The organism is Brevundimonas sp. GW821-FHT10E09, from assembly GCF_058809375.1.
This window is the reverse complement of the sequence record NZ_JBXASO010000003.1, coordinates 60,759-74,888: the sequence shown is the minus strand read 5'-3', so window position 1 is coordinate 74,888 and position 14,130 is coordinate 60,759. Positions and strand designations below refer to the sequence as shown.

The window sequence follows — 14,130 nt, the reverse complement described above, 5'->3', positions numbered from 1 at the left end:
TCCATAACCGCCACCCTAGCGGTGCGCGGTTAGGATTGTGTTGCCGGTTCAGCCATGGGTCCAGCCGCGCCGCGCCAGCTCTATCCGCCGTCCCCCATAGTCGACCGCAACGCCCTCGCCCGCCGTAACCGCCCCGATCCGGGTCAGGCGCAGCAGGCGGCGTTCGGCCTCGCGACGCAGGGTCTCTTCATGGCGGGGGTGGGCGGTGAAGACGATCTGGTAGTCGTCGCCGCCGGTCGCCAGGTCCTCCAGCGCCGCCTGCGGATCGACCCGGTCCTCGAACCAGGCCTGGGCGGCGGCGGACAGGGGCAGGACGCTGAGGTTCAGGGCAATGCCGACGCCGCTGGCCTTGGCGATATGGTTCAGGTCCGCCGCCAGACCGTCGGACACGTCCGCCGCCGCCGTCGCCAGGTTCCGGACGACATCGGCGAAATCCAGCCTCGGCATGGGGGTGCGGTAATGGTCGATCAGGCGCGCAAGCCGTTCGGCGTCCAGCTTCAGCTTGGCTTGCGCCGCCTGAAGCCCCAGCAGGCCATCGCCGATGGTTCCGGTGACGAAGACCAGGTCTCCCACCTGGGCGCCCGCGCGCGACACCGCCTCACCCGCCGGAACCCAGCCCAGGGCGGTCAGGGAGAACACCGCCGGCCCCGGCGTCCTGACCGTGTCGCCGCCCATCAGAAACACCCCGAACAGGGCCTGATCCTGCGCCAACCCGGCCGCAAAGGCCTCGCGTTCGGGCCAGCCGCAGCGGTCCGACCAGCAGCAGGCCATCAGATAGCCGAACGGCTCGGCCCCCTTGGCCGCCAGATCCGACAGGTTCACCCGCAGCAGTTTCTTCGCCACCGTGTCCAGCGGGTCGTCGGGCAGGAAATGCACCCCCTCGACGATGGCGTCCTTGGTCAGGACCAGGTCATAGCCGCGCCGCGACGGCAGGACCGCCACATCGTCGGCCAGCCCCCTGCCCCATTCCGGATGGGCCAGGGGCCGCAACAGCCTCTCGATCGTCTCGAACTCACCCGCGACGTCGAGCGCCGGCATTATTTGCGCGTGTCTCTGGACACGCCGTCCAGCGCCGCATTGACGAAGCGCGCCTCGGAATCGTCGAAGAAGGCCTTGGCCAGTTCGACATATTCGTCGATCACCACTTCGCGCGGCGTCTCGGGATGTTTGATCAGCTCCCAGGCCCCGCAGCGCAGCAGGGCGCGCAGGGTGGCGTCGATCCGCTCCAGCTTCCAGTTGGAGGCCAGACGCGCCTTGACGGCCGCGTCGATATCCCGCTGGCTCTCGATCACGCCGCGCACGATGTCGGCGAAATAGGCCTCGTCCGCCTCGGCCAGGGCCTCGCCCTCGATATCGGTGTCGAAGCGGAAGTTGGCGAATTCGGTGATCACCGTCTCAACGCCCTCGCCCGCCAGCTCCATCTGGTACAGGGCCTGGACGGCGGCGAGACGCGACACGGTGCGCGCACGGCGCTGTTTGGAGCTGAGATGAGGCTCGGCCCGCTGCTTCTCGGCCTCGGCCAGTTGTTCGAGGACGGCTTTGACGCTGTTCGGTTCAGTCATGCGCCGAGGCCTAGCCGCAACCGCTTCTTCAATGCAATGAGCTCGAGACAGGCTTTGGCCGCCCCGCCCCCCTTATCCCCTTCGGAAAGCCGCGCCCGGGCCCAGGCCTGGTCTTCGTCCTCGGTCGTCAGGATGCCGTTGCCGATCAGCAGTCCCTTGACGCCCAGGGCCATAAGGCCGGCCGCCGACTGGTCCGAGACGATCTCGAAATGATAGGTCTCGCCGCGGATCACGCAGCCCAGGGCGACATAGCCGTCGTAACGGGGCGCGGTCGGGAACCGTCCGGCCTCCTCGGCCATGGCGATGACGGCCGGGATCTCCAGGGCGCCCGGCACGGTGACGACGTCGAACTCGGCGCCGCGCGCCTTCAACGTCTCCTTGGCGCCCTCCAGCAGGGCGTCGGCCAATTCGTCGTAGAAGCGCGCCTCGACGATCAGAATACGGGGGGCCTCGGTCACGCCTTGTCTTCTCCATCCATGTCGCGCCAGCCGACGATGCGCAGGCCATAGCCCTCAAGCGCCGTCGGTTCAGGCCGCGTCGAACTCATCACGATCATGTCTCTGACGCCCAGGTCCAGCAGGATCTGCGCGCCGACGCCATAGGCCCGCAGCGACCGGTCCACCGCCGCAGGCTTGTCCACGCCCGCGAGACGCTCCGCCAGCGAGGTCAACGACGGATCACGGAGGAAGACGACCACGCCCGGACCGTCGTGGTCGGTGATCTGTTTCAGGGCCTTGGGCACATAGTCCTGGCGCGTCTCGACATGGCCCAGCAGGTCGCAGGCGAAGTCCACCTGGTGCATCCGCACCAGGGTCGGCTTGGACGGATCGATCTTGCCGCGGACCAGGGCGATATGCTCGGCGCCCTCGATGGTGTTCCGATACAGCATCAGGCGGAACGGCCCGCCGTGGACGCTCTCGAACGGCGTATCCATGATCCGTTCGACGAACCGCTCGGTGCGGCGGCGATAGGCGATCAGGTCGGCGATGGTGCCGATCTTCAGCCCGTGCAGCTGGGCGAAGGCGACCAGATCGGGCATCCGCGCCATCTCGCCGTCGTCCTTGATGATCTCGCAGATGACCCCCGCGGGGGTCAGGCCCGCCATGCGGCTGATGTCCACGGCGGCCTCAGTATGGCCGGCGCGGACCAGAACCCCGCCGTCGCGCGCCACCAGGGGGAAGATGTGGCCGGGCGAGACGATGTCGTCCATGCCCTTAGAGGCGTCGGTGGCCACATGAATGGTGCGCGACCGGTCGGCCGCCGAAATCCCCGTGGTCACGCCCTCCTTGGCCTCAATCGAAACGGTGAAGGCGGTCTTCATGCTCTCACGATTGTCGGCCGCCATCGGCGGCAGCCGCAACTGATTGGCCCGCTCGGCCGTCAGGGCCAGGCACACCAGCCCGCGGGCCTGGCGGATCATGAAATTGATCTGGTCGGGGGTCGCGAACTGGGCGGGGATGATGATGTCCCCCTCGTTCTCGCGGTCCTCGGCGTCCACCAGGATGTAGGGACGGCCGTTGCGGGCGTCCTCAAGAATGTCCTCGATGGGACTGATCGGGCTGTCGTTCATGTTTGCGGCCAATTGCATCACGCCGTCTCCTGCCACCGCGCGAGGTATCGCGCCAGCATGTCGATCTCGAGATTGACCGGATCGCCCGCCTTCAGACGGCCCAGGGTCGTCACATCCCACGTATGCGGAATGATATTCAACGAAAACACCTGCCCCGCGACGCTGTTCACCGTCAGGGACACCCCGTCCACGGTGATCGAGCCCTTGGCGGCGATATAGCGGTGAAGGGGCGCCGGCGCCTCGACCTCGAGCCGGTGCGACCCGCCCTCCGGCGTGATCGACACGACGCGGCCCAGGCCGTCGACATGGCCCGACACCACATGGCCGCCCATCTCGTCGCCCAGCTTGGCCGCCCGCTCCAGATTGATCCCGTCGCCGGCCTTCCAGCCGCCCAGGGTCGTCTTGGACAGGGTCTCGTTCGACACCTCGACCGCGAACCAATCCGTCCCCTTCTCCGTCACCGTCAGGCAGCAGCCCGCGTGGCTGATCGAGGCGCCCAGGTCGATCCCGGACACGTCCCAGGCGGTCTGGATCTCATAGCGGCGATCCCGCTCCGTCTCACGGACGTCGCGAACGCGCCCGATGTCGGTGACGATTCCGGTGAACATTTCGGCTCCGGTCCCTTCCGGACCCAACAAACACAGTCTGAATAGTCTGAATCGTCTGAAATCGACCGGCGAAAACGCCCGGCGGCGGCGTCACGATCGCTCGTAGCGCTCCCACAGATCGTCTCCGACGGGCGTGACGCCCAGGCGACGGAACTTGGGGGCGTCGGCCAGCTTTGCAAGAGCCAGCGCCGCCACGCAGGGCCGCCCCTCCCCGCCCAGCAGGATCGGCGCCCGGAACCACTCCAGCCGGTCCACAGCCCTGGCCCTCAGGAAGGCGGCCGCGACCTGCCCCCCGCCCTCGATCAGCACCGAGTCCACGCCCGCCGCCTTCAGCGCCTTCAGCACCGCCTGGATCGCCGGACGCCCGTCCTCGTCTTCGGCCTCGACCCGCCGCACCTGGGCTGCGCCGACGGGCTGCGGCTCGACCGTCGTCAGGATCAGGGTGTTCTCGCCCGCCAGTTTCGCCGTCGTCGGCGTGCGCAGCCGGCTGTCCAGCACCACCCGCAGCGGCTGATCCACGCTCCGCCCCGGCAGGCGCGCCGTCAGTTCGGGATCGTCCTTCAGCACCGTCTCGACGCCCACCAGTATGGCGTCATGGCCGGCGCGCAGCCGATGGCCTTCCAGCCGCGCCGCCTCGCCGGTGATCCACCGGCTTTCGCCCGTGGCCGTGGCGATACGCCCGTCCAGCGACGTGGCCAGCTTCAGGGTGACGCGCATCAGGCCTTGTCGGAGGGCTCGTCGAAGCCCCCATCGGCAAAACCTTCGGCGCCCAGGAATTTGGCGAAATCACCGGTATGGCGGAAGTCCTTGTAGACCGAGGCGTAGCGGACATAGGCCACCTCATCCACGCCCTTCAGCGCCTTCATGATGAAGTCGCCGACCGTGCTCGACGGCACCTCGGTCTCGCCCAGGCTCTCCAGCTGGCGCACGATCCGGTTGACCATCTGCTCGACCTGTTCGGGCTGGACCGGCCGTTTGCGCAGGGCCACGCCCAGCGACCGCTCCAGCTTGTCGCGGTCGAACGGCGTGCGCCGCCCGTTGCGCTTCAGGATCACCAGTTCGCGCAGTTGCACCCGTTCGAAGGTGGTGAAGCGCCCGTTGCAGTTCGGACAGGATCGACGGCGTCGGATCGCCGAGCCGTCGTCCGACGGCCGGCTGTCCTTAACCTGGGTGTCCTGATGACCGCAGAAGGGGCACTTCATCGGTCAGATCATCGGTAGATGGGGAAGCGGTTGGTCAGCTCCCGCACCTGGGCCGCCACGCCCGCGACCACGGCCGGATCGGCTTCATCGCCGCCGTTCATCGACGAGACGACGTCGGCGATCCAGTGGCCGATCTGCTTGAACTCGTCCTCGCCGAAGCCGCGCGTCGTGCCCGCCGGCGTGCCCAGGCGAACGCCCGAGGTGACGGTGAAGGGGGCGGTGTCGAACGGCACGCCGTTCTTGTTGCAGGTCATCAGCGCCTTCTCGAGCTCGTGCTCGGTCGCCTTGCCGGTCACGCCCTTGGGCCGCAGATCGACCAGGGCCAGGTGGCTGTCGGTGCCGCCCGAGACGATGGCCAGGCCGCGCTCGACCAGGACGCCGGCCAGGGCCTGGGCGTTCTTGACCACCTGATGGGCGTACAGCTTGAACTCGGGCTGCAGCGCCTCGCCGAAGGCCACGGCCTTGGCCGCGATCACATGCTCCAGCGGCCCGCCCTGCAGGCCGGGGAAGACGGCCGAGTTGATCTTCTTGCCCAGCTCGACGTCGTTGGACAGGATCATGCCGCCGCGCGGTCCCCGCAGGGTCTTGTGCGTCGTCGTGGTCACGACGTGGGCGTGCGGGATCGGATCGGGATAGGCGCCCCCGGCCACCAGGCCGGCGTAGTGGGCCATGTCCACCATCAGATAGGCGCCGACGCTGTCGGCGATCTCGCGGAACCGCTTGAAGTCGATGTGGCGGCTATAGGCCGAGGCGCCGGCCAGGATCAGCTTGGGCTTCTCCTTCTGCGCCATCTCCGCCACGTGATCATAGTCGATCAGATGGGTGTCTTCGCGGACCTTGTAGGTCACGGGCCGGAACCACTTGCCCGACTGGTTCGCCGGCGACCCGTGCGTCAGGTGCCCGCCGCAGGCCAGGTCCATGCCCAGGAATGTGTCTCCGGGCTGCAGCAGGGTGAAGAACACCGCCTGGTTGGCCTGGGCGCCCGAGTGGGGCTGCACATTGGCGAAGGCCGCGCCGAACAGTTTCTTGGCCCGTTCGCGCGCCAGATCCTCGGTCACATCGACGAATTCGCAGCCGCCGTAATAGCGACGACCAGGATAGCCCTCGGCGTATTTGTTCGTCAGAACCGAGCCCTGCGCGTCCAGCACCGCCTGGGAGACGATGTTCTCCGACGCGATCAGCTCGATCTGCTCCTTCTGCCGCCCCATCTCGCCCTGAATGGCCTTGAAGACGTCCGGATCGGCGTCGGCCAGGGTCTTGGTGAAATAGGCGTCATGGGTGAAGGCGGTCACGTCGGAATCCCCGCGTCTGAGAAGGCCGCCTATCTAGGCCGCAGCGCGCCGAACCACAATATCTTGTGGTGAGCCCCCTTAGTCAGGCTCAAACGCCCGACGGAGGAAGGCGTATGAACCGCGCCGTAGCGTCGCCGTCCGTGGTCGCGCGAACCTCCACACTACAGGGACGGCAGCTCTTGCGATCAATCAGAACGGCTGGCCCCTCGAACAAGGCCAGCGATCCGTTGGGCAGATATTGCTGCACACGGACGGACGAGCCCATTTCGACAATCTCGAAACCTAAGTCCGGATCAAACTTGCGATTGGGGCGCGGATCGTTCGCCACCGCAACTTTTGCGGTTTCGATGAAGTCACAGCGCCTGACCTCCGGCCCTGTGCAGCCCGGCGCGGCATGGTCGGCTCCGGTCAGAAGCACCAGGCCGCCGAGCATGGCGAAGATCGAAAAGGCTCCGAACCCCAGAACCGCCGGTCCGCCTGGTTGCAGCATGATCGCCTCCCACGACACGCAGGAAATCACCGTTCGACGTTAAAGTCGATCTAGGGCGCCTTATCGACCTGTCTCTAAGGCCCGCCTCAACTTCGCGATCGCTACGCGCTCGACGGCCTTGGGCTCGTTGACCGGTCCCATGGCGCTGACCTCGCGGCCGGTGGCCACATGGATGGCCGAGCATTTGATATAGGGGCCGTTGCGCACGGTCTCGACGATCACCTCGCCGAGGTCGTCGTCCGCCACGTCTGTCTCAGGCCGCCACCGACCGGCGCGCCACATTGCAGTGGGCGAACAGGCGGTCCATCGCCTGGACGACATGGTCCATCATCTCGTCCGTGTGGTTCGGCGAGGGCGTAAAGCGCAGCCGCTCGGTCCCCTTGGGCACGGTCGGATAGTTGATCGGCTGAACATAGACGCCGTACTCGTCCAGCAGCATGTCCGAGATCATCTTGCAGTGGACCGGATCGCCGACGTGCACCGGCACGATATGGCTTTCGCTGTCCATCACCGGAATCCCGGCGGCGGCGAACCGCGCCTTCAGCGTCGCCGCCCGTTCCTGATGCTGTTCGCGCAGTTCGGGATGGGTCTTCAGGTGCCGCACTGACGCCAGGGCCCCCGCCGTCAGGGCGGGCGGCAGGCTGGTGGTGAAGATGAAGCCCGAGGCCCAGCTGCGCACGGCGTCGATGATCACGGCGTCGGCGGCGATATAGCCGCCCATGACGCCGATGGCCTTGCCCAGGGTGCATTCGATGATGTCGATCTGGTCCAGCACGCCGTCACGCTCGGCCACGCCGGCGCCGGTTTCGCCATACAGGCCCACCGCATGGACCTCGTCCAGATAGGTCATGGCGCCGTATTTCCTGGCCAGGGCGATGGTGCCGGCCAAGTCGGCGATGTCGCCGTCCATCGAATAGACGCTCTCGAAGGCGACCAGCTTGGGCGCTCCGGCCGGAGCGGCGGCCAGCAGGGCCTCCAGATGGGCCAGGTCGTTATGCTTGAAGATGTGCCGTTCGCCGCCGCCCTGGCGGATGCCGGCGATCATCGAGGCGTGGTTCAGCGCGTCTGAGAAGGTGATGAGGCCGGGCAGGATCTTCTGCAGGGTCGACAGGGTCGCCTCGTTGCCGACATAGCCCGAGGTGAACAGCAGCGCCGCCTCCTTCTGGTGCCAGTCGGCCAGCTCGGCCTCCAGATCCACCGCCGAGCGCGTCGTGCCCGAGATATTGCGCGTGCCGCCGGCGCCCGCGCCCACGGCGTCGATCTCGTCCTGCATGGCCTTCAGCACGACCGGGTGCTGGCCCATGCCCAGATAGTCGTTCGAGCACCAGATGACGACGTCCTGCTCGGACCCGTCCTCGCGGCGGCGCACAGCCTGCGGGAATTGCCCGCGAACGCGCTTCAGGTCGGCGAAGACGCGATACCGTCCTTCGCTGCGCACCTGCTCCACCGAGTTTTCAAAGGCGGCCTTATAGTCGAACACGATATTCGTTCTTTCGCTTATGGCGATCTCTGTCTTTTCTTTGCGCCCGACACCGAAGCTTGTCCATGTCCTGAGCATGGACAAAACGACCTAAAACCTTCATTGATAACGGTTCTCAGGTTTCGTCGGCAGGGTGTTCGACATTTTAAGCCGTCCAGCGACCGATTCGATTCCTGTGGACGCCCGACCGCCGCAACCGATTTGCCCGGTCACGAATCGAATTCTGGGGCAGTTTGAGGTCATGACCGTTCAGATGATCCAAGCCGACCTCCAGGCGCGCAGCGCGGCCGCGCCCGCCGACCATCCGGAGCGGCAGTATCTGAACCTGCTGCGCGACATCCTGGACAACGGCGTGCGACGCGACGACCGCACCGGCACGGGGACCCTGGGCGTCTTTGGCCGCCAGATGCGGTTCGACCTGTCGAAGGGCTTCCCCGTCCTGACGACCAAGAAGCTGCACCTGCGGTCGATCATCGTCGAACTGCTGTGGTTCCTGCGCGGCGAGACCAATATCGGCTGGCTCAAGGACAACGGCGTCCGCATCTGGGACGAATGGGCCGACGCCGAGGGCGAACTGGGCCCGGTCTATGGCAAGCAGTGGCGGTCGTGGACCGCGCCCGACGGCCGCGTCATCGACCAGATCGAGAAACTGGTCCACGGCCTGAAGACCAACCCCAACAGCCGCCGCCACATCGTCACGGCCTGGAACCCGGCCGACGTCGACGACATGGCCCTGCCGCCCTGCCACTGCCTGTTCCAGTTCTTCGTCGCCCCCAACGATAAAGGAGGCGGAAAACTGAGCTGCCAGCTGTATCAGCGCAGCGCCGACGTCTTCCTGGGCGTGCCGTTCAATATCGCCTCCTACGCCCTGCTGACGATGATGCTGGCCCAGATCGTGGGGCTGGAGCCCGGCGACTTCGTCCATACCTTCGGCGACGCTCATCTGTATCTGAACCACCTCGAGCAGGCCGAGCTTCAGCTGACGCGCGAGCCTCTGCCCCTGCCGGTCATGCGCATCGCGCCCAAGACCGACCTGTTCGCCTTCGAACTGTCGGACTTCACGCTTGAGGGTTACGAAGCCTGGCCGCACATCAAGGCGGCCGTAGCCGTCTGATGGACCTCAGATCTTTGCAGGCCGACGTCCTGCGCATCTCCGACATCTACGCCGCCGAACACCAGATCGACCGCGACCGCGACTGGGCTCTGCTGAAGCTCCAGGAAGAGCTGGGAGAGCTGACGGCCGAACATCTGCGTCTGTCCGGACGGGCGCGCGGAACGCCCGACGCTGACGCCCTGGGCGACGAGGCGGCCGATGTTCTGGGCATGCTGCTGATCTATTGCGCGGGCGCAGGCGTTGATCTGGAGACGGCCATGCGGCGCAAATGGCTCAAATGGCTGGAGCCGAAAGCATGAGCATTCCCCTGATCTCCCTAGTCGTCGCGCGCGGACGCAACGGCGTCATCGGCCGTGACGGCGACCTGCCCTGGCGGCTGCGTTCAGACCTGCAACGGTTCAAGGCCATCACCGTCGGCAAGCCCTGTCTGATGGGGCGCAAGACCTGGGAGAGCCTGCCGCTCAAACCCCTGCCCGGCCGGCTGAACCTGGTGCTGACCAAGGACGAGTCCTACGAGGCCGACGGCATGTCCAAGGGCGCCCTGGTCTGCGCCACCCTGGATGAGGCGATCGAGATCGCGCGGGAGACGGCCGAGGAGGACGGCGTGGACGAGATCTGCGTCATCGGCGGCACCGCCCTGTTCGCCGCCGCCCTGCCCCGCGCGCGTCGCCTCTATATCACCGAGGTGGACGCCGCCCCCGAAGGAGACGCGGTCTTTCCACCGTTCGACGAAACGGCCTGGACCGAGGTATCGTCAGAAGTCCACACGGCGGGCGAGAAGGATGACCACGCCTTTACCTTCCGTGTGCTGGAACGTCGCTAGGAGAAGTCCATGTACGTCACGACCACCAACGACCTGCCCGGTTTCCGCGTCACCCGCCATATCGGCCTGGTGCGCGGCGTGACGGTGCGGTCCCGCAACGCCATTTCCGACGCCATAGGCGGGGTCCAGTCGATGCTGGGCGGCCGGGTCGGCGCCTATGTGAAACTGGCCGAGGCCGGACGTCAGGAAGCCTATGACGAACTGGTCAAACATGCCCAGGAACACGGCGCCAACGCCATCCTGGCCGTCCGCTACGACGCCACCGAGATCATGCCCGGCGTGACCGAGGTGCTGTGCTACGGCACGGCCGTGATCGTCGAGCCGGCCTGACCTCCGCAGAGACGGACCGACTCGACCAATCGCGTCACGACAGGGTCATCAGGTCCGAGCGCTCGAAGTTGCGCAGCTCGTCGGTGCGCCCGTCGCGGATCTTCTGCACCCAGTGCGGATCGGCCAGAAGGGCGCGGCCGACAGCCACCAGATCGAACTCCTCGTTCTCCAGCCGGCGCAGCAGGCCGTCCAGGGATGCGGGCTTGGATCCTTCGCCGCCGAAGGCCGCGATGAACTCGCCGTCCAGGCCGACCGAGCCGACGGTGATGGTGGGCTTGTTCATCAGCTTCTTGGCCCAGCCGGCGAAGTTCAGGTCCGATCCCTCGAACTCCGGCTCCCAGAAGCGGCGCTGCGAGCAGTGGAAGACGTCGACCCCCGCGTCCGACAGCGGCGTCAGCCATTCGACCATCTGGTCCGGCGTCTCGGCGATCCGGGCGGCGAAGTCCTGCTGCTTCCATTGCGACAGGCGCAGGATGACGGGGATGTCGTCGCCCACGCCCTCGCGCACCGCCTTCACCACCTCGGCGCCGAAGCGCGCCCGCTCGGCGATGGTCGGGCCGCCCCAGCGATCCTCGCGCACATTAACGCCGCTCCAGAAGAACTGGTCGATCAGATAGCCATGGGCGCCGTGGATCTCGACGGCGTCGAAGCCCAGGTCGCGCGCCGCGCGCGCCGACCGGCCGAAGGCGGCGATGGTGTCGGCGATGTCCTCTTCGGTCATGGGTTCGTACTTGGCCTTGCCCGGCCCCGTCAGGCCCGACGGACTGTCCACCTTGCCCAGCGGCGTCCAGTCGGCGCCCTGGCCCCGCGCCGATCCGACGTGCCAGATCTGCGGCGCGATCAGCCCCCCGGCGGCGTGGACCTCGTCCACCACCGTCTTCCAGTGCGGCAGGGCCTCGCCGTGGAAGACAGGCACATTGGCGTCGTTGCGGGCGGCGGGCCGTTCGACGACCGTCCCTTCGGTGACGATCAGCCCGACCCCGCCCTCGGCCCGGCGGCGATAATAGCCGGCGACGTCGGACGTCGGAATCCCGTTCGGGGAGAAAGACCGGGTCATGGGGGCCATGACGATCCGGTTGGGCAGGGTCAGACCCTTGACGGTGAACGGGCGGAACAGGGCGTCGACGCTCATCGGAACTCCTCAGTGATATGTACGCCCCAAGGTGGCGAATAGGGTTGCGTTTGAAAACCCCCGTCCCGACGATTTCTAGAGGCCCAGCGCCGCGGCGACCTGTTCAGCGATCGCCGCGAACCGGCCCGCGATCAGCCCCGAGGGATCGGCTGAGACCGGAGGACGACCGGCGTCTCCCCCTTCGCGCAGGCCGGCGTCCAGGGGCAGGTCGCCGAGGAAGGGAATCGACAGACGTTCGGCCTCGGCTTTCGCCCCGCCCTGGCCGAAGATCGGTCCGGTCATGTTCTCGATCAGGCCCAGGGTCGGCACGTTCACGCGCTGGAACAGGGTGTGCGCCCGCCGCGCGTCGGCCAGGGCCACCTCCTGCGGCGTCGAGACGATGACGGCGCCGTCCAGCGGCGTCTTCTGGATCAGGGTCAGTTGCACGTCGCCGGTGCCGGGGGGCAGATCGACCACCAGCACGTCCAGCGGCGCCTCGGCCACGCCCCAGCGGGTCTGGGTCAGCATCTGGGTGATGGCCTGGGAGGCCATGGGGCCGCGCCAGATCATGGCGTCGTCCATCCTGGTCAGCAGGCCGACCGACATGGCCTTCAGCCCGTGCGCCTGGTGCGGAACGATGGCGCCGTCCTCATAGGCGGGCTGGCCGCTGATGCCCAGCATGGTGGGCAGCGACGGCCCATAGACGTCGGCGTCGAGGATCCCGACCGACAGGCCGCGTGCGGCCAGGGCGGCGGCCAGGTTCACCGCCACGGTCGACTTGCCCACCCCGCCCTTGCCGCTGGCGATGGCCAGGACGCGACGGACATGGGCCGGACGATCGGTGGGGACCGGCGCCTTGGCGCGCCCCTGATCCACAGCGGCCTTCGAAAGGCCTGCGGTGCGCGCCGCCGGCTTGGCGAGTCCGGGTTTGGCTTCGGCCGTCAGAATCACCGACACGCGGTTCATGCCGGGAAGGACCTTCAGCGCGGCCTCGGCCGCGTCGCGAACGGGCGCATAGGTCGCGACCAGGCTGCGATCCACCTCAAGAGCGAAGCCGGCGCGGTCCTCAGCGACCACCAATCCCTGCACGAGGCCCGAGGCGAACAGTCCCTGGCCGGAGACCGGGTCCATGACGGCGTCGAGGGCGGCGATGACGGCGGAACGTTCGACCAAGGCGGTCTCCAGAAGACTTGCAGGCGACAAGGGCCGCGTTCTATCGCCCATGGATGTCGCCTGCGAGCCTCCATTTGTCCCAGCCGCCTTCAGTCACCCTGATCGCCGGTCCGACCGCTTCGGGCAAGTCGGCCCTAGCGTTGCAAATGGCGCGCGAGACCGGCGCCGTCATCATCAACGCCGACAGTCAGCAGTTATACGCCGACCTGCGCGTCCTGACCGCCCGCCCGTCGCCTGAAGACGAGGCCCAGGCCGATCACCGGCTGTATGGCGTCGCCGATGCGGCGGACGCCTGGTCGGTTGGGAAATGGAGCCGTGCGGCCCTGAATCTGCTGGATATCGCACGCGCCGACGGGCGGCCGGCGATCCTGGTCGGCGGCACCGGCCTGTATTTCACCGCCATGACCCGCGGACTGGCGGACATTCCCCCTGTGCCTCAGAGCGTCCGTGACGCGGCCGAGGCGGACTATATGGCCCAGGGCGAAGCCGCATTCCGCGCCCGTCTCGCTGAAATCGACGCCGAAGCCGCCCGTTCCATCGAACAGGGCGACCGCCAACGGCTGGTGCGCGCCATGAGCGTCCATTCGGCCAGCGGCCGCGCCTTGAGCGACTGGAAGGCGGACACCCGCCCTCTGCTGACGCCGGGGTCATGGAGGGGACGGGTCATCGAGCCGGACCGTGCGGACCTCTACGCCAACTGCGACCGGCGTGTGGATGTGATGATGGAGAACGGCGCGCTCGACGAGGTGCGCGCCCTGACTGCGCGGAATCTGTCCCCGGCCCTACCCGCTATGAAGGCGGTCGGGGCGCGCGAATTGGCGGCGTATCTGGCCGGAGAAATCGGTCGGGATGAAGCGATCGACGCCCTGAAACAGGCGACCCGAAACTACGCCAAACGCCAGCTGACCTGGTTCAGGAACCAGACCCCGGGCTGGGCGCGGGTTTGAAACGCACGCGGCGCTTGGAAAGCGTCCGCGCAACGCCTATATTGGACCTGTCCGGTTTCGGCCGGACTATAGCGATAAACGCGCTTGTAATAAGCGGACCGGACCCGGGTGCGATTCCCGGCGGCTCCACCAACTTTCTCCCCGCGTTATCGGCGGAGGCAGCATGGGGCCGACTAGCATCGACGGACGTGTAAAGAGGATTGCTTTCGCTCGTCCTGGCCCACCGTATCGGGCCATTTTCTAACTGCGAACGATAACTTCGCTGGAGAAGTCGCTCTCGCCGCGTAATGCGGTTCGGGTGATTTCGAATCTTAAGTCCTAGGGGTTCAGATCCTTGGGCGGGGCCTGTCGGGAGCCTGGCAACAGAATCCCGGCGTTTCTTCCGCACATACTGTCCGTTTACCCTATTCGCATCTTTCGCGGCGGGA

18 protein-coding genes and 1 other RNA gene are annotated in these 14,130 nt (G+C 67.0%); 6 read left to right on the top strand and 13 right to left on the bottom strand.

Going from position 1 to position 14,130, the window contains the following annotated elements:
• Nucleotides 1-48: 48 nt before the first annotated feature.
• From thiL to hemA, 11 genes are all read right to left on the bottom strand, one after another.
• Nucleotides 49-1,038, bottom strand: coding sequence for a thiamine-phosphate kinase (thiL, locus tag AC1RSI_RS03750; RefSeq protein WP_447941517.1), 990 nt, complete (start codon nucleotides 1,036-1,038; stop codon nucleotides 49-51).
• Nucleotides 1,038-1,562 carry a transcription antitermination factor NusB gene (gene nusB / locus AC1RSI_RS03745; RefSeq protein WP_271166223.1) on the bottom strand — a complete coding sequence of 175 codons (525 nt, stop codon included), beginning with the start codon at nucleotides 1,560-1,562 and terminating at the stop codon, nucleotides 1,038-1,040. Before nusB ends, thiL begins: the two co-directional genes overlap by 1 nt.
• Nucleotides 1,559-2,020, bottom strand: a complete 462-nt coding sequence (ribH, locus tag AC1RSI_RS03740; protein ID WP_008263826.1) for a 6,7-dimethyl-8-ribityllumazine synthase — start codon at nucleotides 2,018-2,020, stop codon at nucleotides 1,559-1,561. Before ribH ends, nusB begins: the two co-directional genes overlap by 4 nt.
• Complete coding sequence (gene ribB / locus AC1RSI_RS03735; protein WP_196066320.1) at nucleotides 2,017-3,150, bottom strand: 3,4-dihydroxy-2-butanone-4-phosphate synthase; 1,134 nt, start codon at nucleotides 3,148-3,150, stop codon at nucleotides 2,017-2,019. The genes ribH and ribB overlap by 4 nt, the downstream gene beginning before the upstream one ends.
• A complete protein-coding gene (locus AC1RSI_RS03730) occupies nucleotides 3,150-3,740 on the bottom strand; it encodes a riboflavin synthase (RefSeq protein ID WP_008262410.1) in 591 nt (196 codons plus the stop codon). The genes ribB and AC1RSI_RS03730 overlap by 1 nt, the downstream gene beginning before the upstream one ends.
• 90 nt (nucleotides 3,741-3,830) lie before the next feature.
• On the bottom strand, nucleotides 3,831-4,457 hold the full coding sequence (locus AC1RSI_RS03725) for a RibD family protein (protein ID WP_154725500.1): 627 nt from the start codon (nucleotides 4,455-4,457) through the stop codon (nucleotides 3,831-3,833).
• Nucleotides 4,457-4,942: a transcriptional regulator NrdR gene (nrdR, locus tag AC1RSI_RS03720; RefSeq protein WP_008264203.1), complete on the bottom strand. Its 486-nt coding sequence runs from the start codon at nucleotides 4,940-4,942 to the stop codon at nucleotides 4,457-4,459. Before nrdR ends, AC1RSI_RS03725 begins: the two co-directional genes overlap by 1 nt.
• A gap of 8 nt (nucleotides 4,943-4,950) precedes the next feature.
• Nucleotides 4,951-6,234 carry a serine hydroxymethyltransferase gene (gene glyA, locus AC1RSI_RS03715; RefSeq protein WP_035306030.1) on the bottom strand — a complete coding sequence of 428 codons (1,284 nt, stop codon included), beginning with the start codon at nucleotides 6,232-6,234 and terminating at the stop codon, nucleotides 4,951-4,953.
• Between the two features lie 88 nt (nucleotides 6,235-6,322).
• Entirely contained in the window at nucleotides 6,323-6,724 is a 402-nt protein-coding gene (locus AC1RSI_RS03710; protein ID WP_040349519.1) for a hypothetical protein, read from the bottom strand.
• Nucleotides 6,725-6,784: 60 nt separating this feature from the next.
• Nucleotides 6,785-6,970 carry a DUF6898 family protein gene (locus AC1RSI_RS03705; protein WP_008260590.1) on the bottom strand — a complete coding sequence of 62 codons (186 nt, stop codon included), beginning with the start codon at nucleotides 6,968-6,970 and terminating at the stop codon, nucleotides 6,785-6,787.
• 7 nt (nucleotides 6,971-6,977) lie between these two features.
• Nucleotides 6,978-8,204 carry a 5-aminolevulinate synthase gene (hemA, locus tag AC1RSI_RS03700; RefSeq protein ID WP_040350067.1) on the bottom strand — a complete coding sequence of 409 codons (1,227 nt, stop codon included), beginning with the start codon at nucleotides 8,202-8,204 and terminating at the stop codon, nucleotides 6,978-6,980.
• A gap of 253 nt (nucleotides 8,205-8,457) precedes the next feature.
• Between hemA and AC1RSI_RS03695 the strand changes: the two genes are divergently transcribed.
• Genes AC1RSI_RS03695 through AC1RSI_RS03680 form a run of 4 tightly spaced genes read left to right on the top strand, consistent with a single transcriptional unit; the run spans nucleotide 8,458 to nucleotide 10,471 of the window.
• On the top strand, nucleotides 8,458-9,318 hold the full coding sequence (locus tag AC1RSI_RS03695; RefSeq protein ID WP_154725501.1) for a thymidylate synthase: 861 nt from the start codon (nucleotides 8,458-8,460) through the stop codon (nucleotides 9,316-9,318).
• Nucleotides 9,318-9,617, top strand: a complete 300-nt coding sequence (locus AC1RSI_RS03690) for a nucleoside triphosphate pyrophosphohydrolase family protein (RefSeq protein ID WP_154725502.1) — start codon at nucleotides 9,318-9,320, stop codon at nucleotides 9,615-9,617. The genes AC1RSI_RS03695 and AC1RSI_RS03690 overlap by 1 nt, the downstream gene beginning before the upstream one ends.
• On the top strand, nucleotides 9,614-10,141 hold the full coding sequence (locus tag AC1RSI_RS03685; RefSeq protein WP_154725503.1) for a dihydrofolate reductase: 528 nt from the start codon (nucleotides 9,614-9,616) through the stop codon (nucleotides 10,139-10,141). Before AC1RSI_RS03690 ends, AC1RSI_RS03685 begins: the two co-directional genes overlap by 4 nt.
• 9 nt (nucleotides 10,142-10,150) lie before the next feature.
• The gene (locus AC1RSI_RS03680; RefSeq protein WP_154725504.1) at nucleotides 10,151-10,471 is read left to right on the top strand and encodes a YbjQ family protein; all 321 of its coding nucleotides are present in this window, start codon (nucleotides 10,151-10,153) and stop codon (nucleotides 10,469-10,471) included.
• 34 nt (nucleotides 10,472-10,505) lie between these two features.
• Here the strand turns inward: AC1RSI_RS03680 and AC1RSI_RS03675 are convergent, their stop codons facing one another.
• The gene (locus AC1RSI_RS03675) at nucleotides 10,506-11,603 is read right to left on the bottom strand and encodes an NADH:flavin oxidoreductase (RefSeq protein WP_035306018.1); all 1,098 of its coding nucleotides are present in this window, start codon (nucleotides 11,601-11,603) and stop codon (nucleotides 10,506-10,508) included.
• 75 nt (nucleotides 11,604-11,678) lie between these two features.
• Nucleotides 11,679-12,806: an Mrp/NBP35 family ATP-binding protein gene (locus AC1RSI_RS03670; RefSeq protein ID WP_230307521.1), complete on the bottom strand. Its 1,128-nt coding sequence runs from the start codon at nucleotides 12,804-12,806 to the stop codon at nucleotides 11,679-11,681.
• Between the two features lie 23 nt (nucleotides 12,807-12,829).
• Between AC1RSI_RS03670 and miaA the strand changes: the two genes are divergently transcribed.
• The gene (miaA, locus tag AC1RSI_RS03665) at nucleotides 12,830-13,702 is read left to right on the top strand and encodes a tRNA (adenosine(37)-N6)-dimethylallyltransferase MiaA (protein WP_154725505.1); all 873 of its coding nucleotides are present in this window, start codon (nucleotides 12,830-12,832) and stop codon (nucleotides 13,700-13,702) included.
• A gap of 10 nt (nucleotides 13,703-13,712) precedes the next feature.
• Nucleotides 13,713-14,080: a transfer-messenger RNA gene (gene ssrA, locus AC1RSI_RS03660) on the top strand.
• Nucleotides 14,081-14,130: the final 50 nt, after the last annotated feature.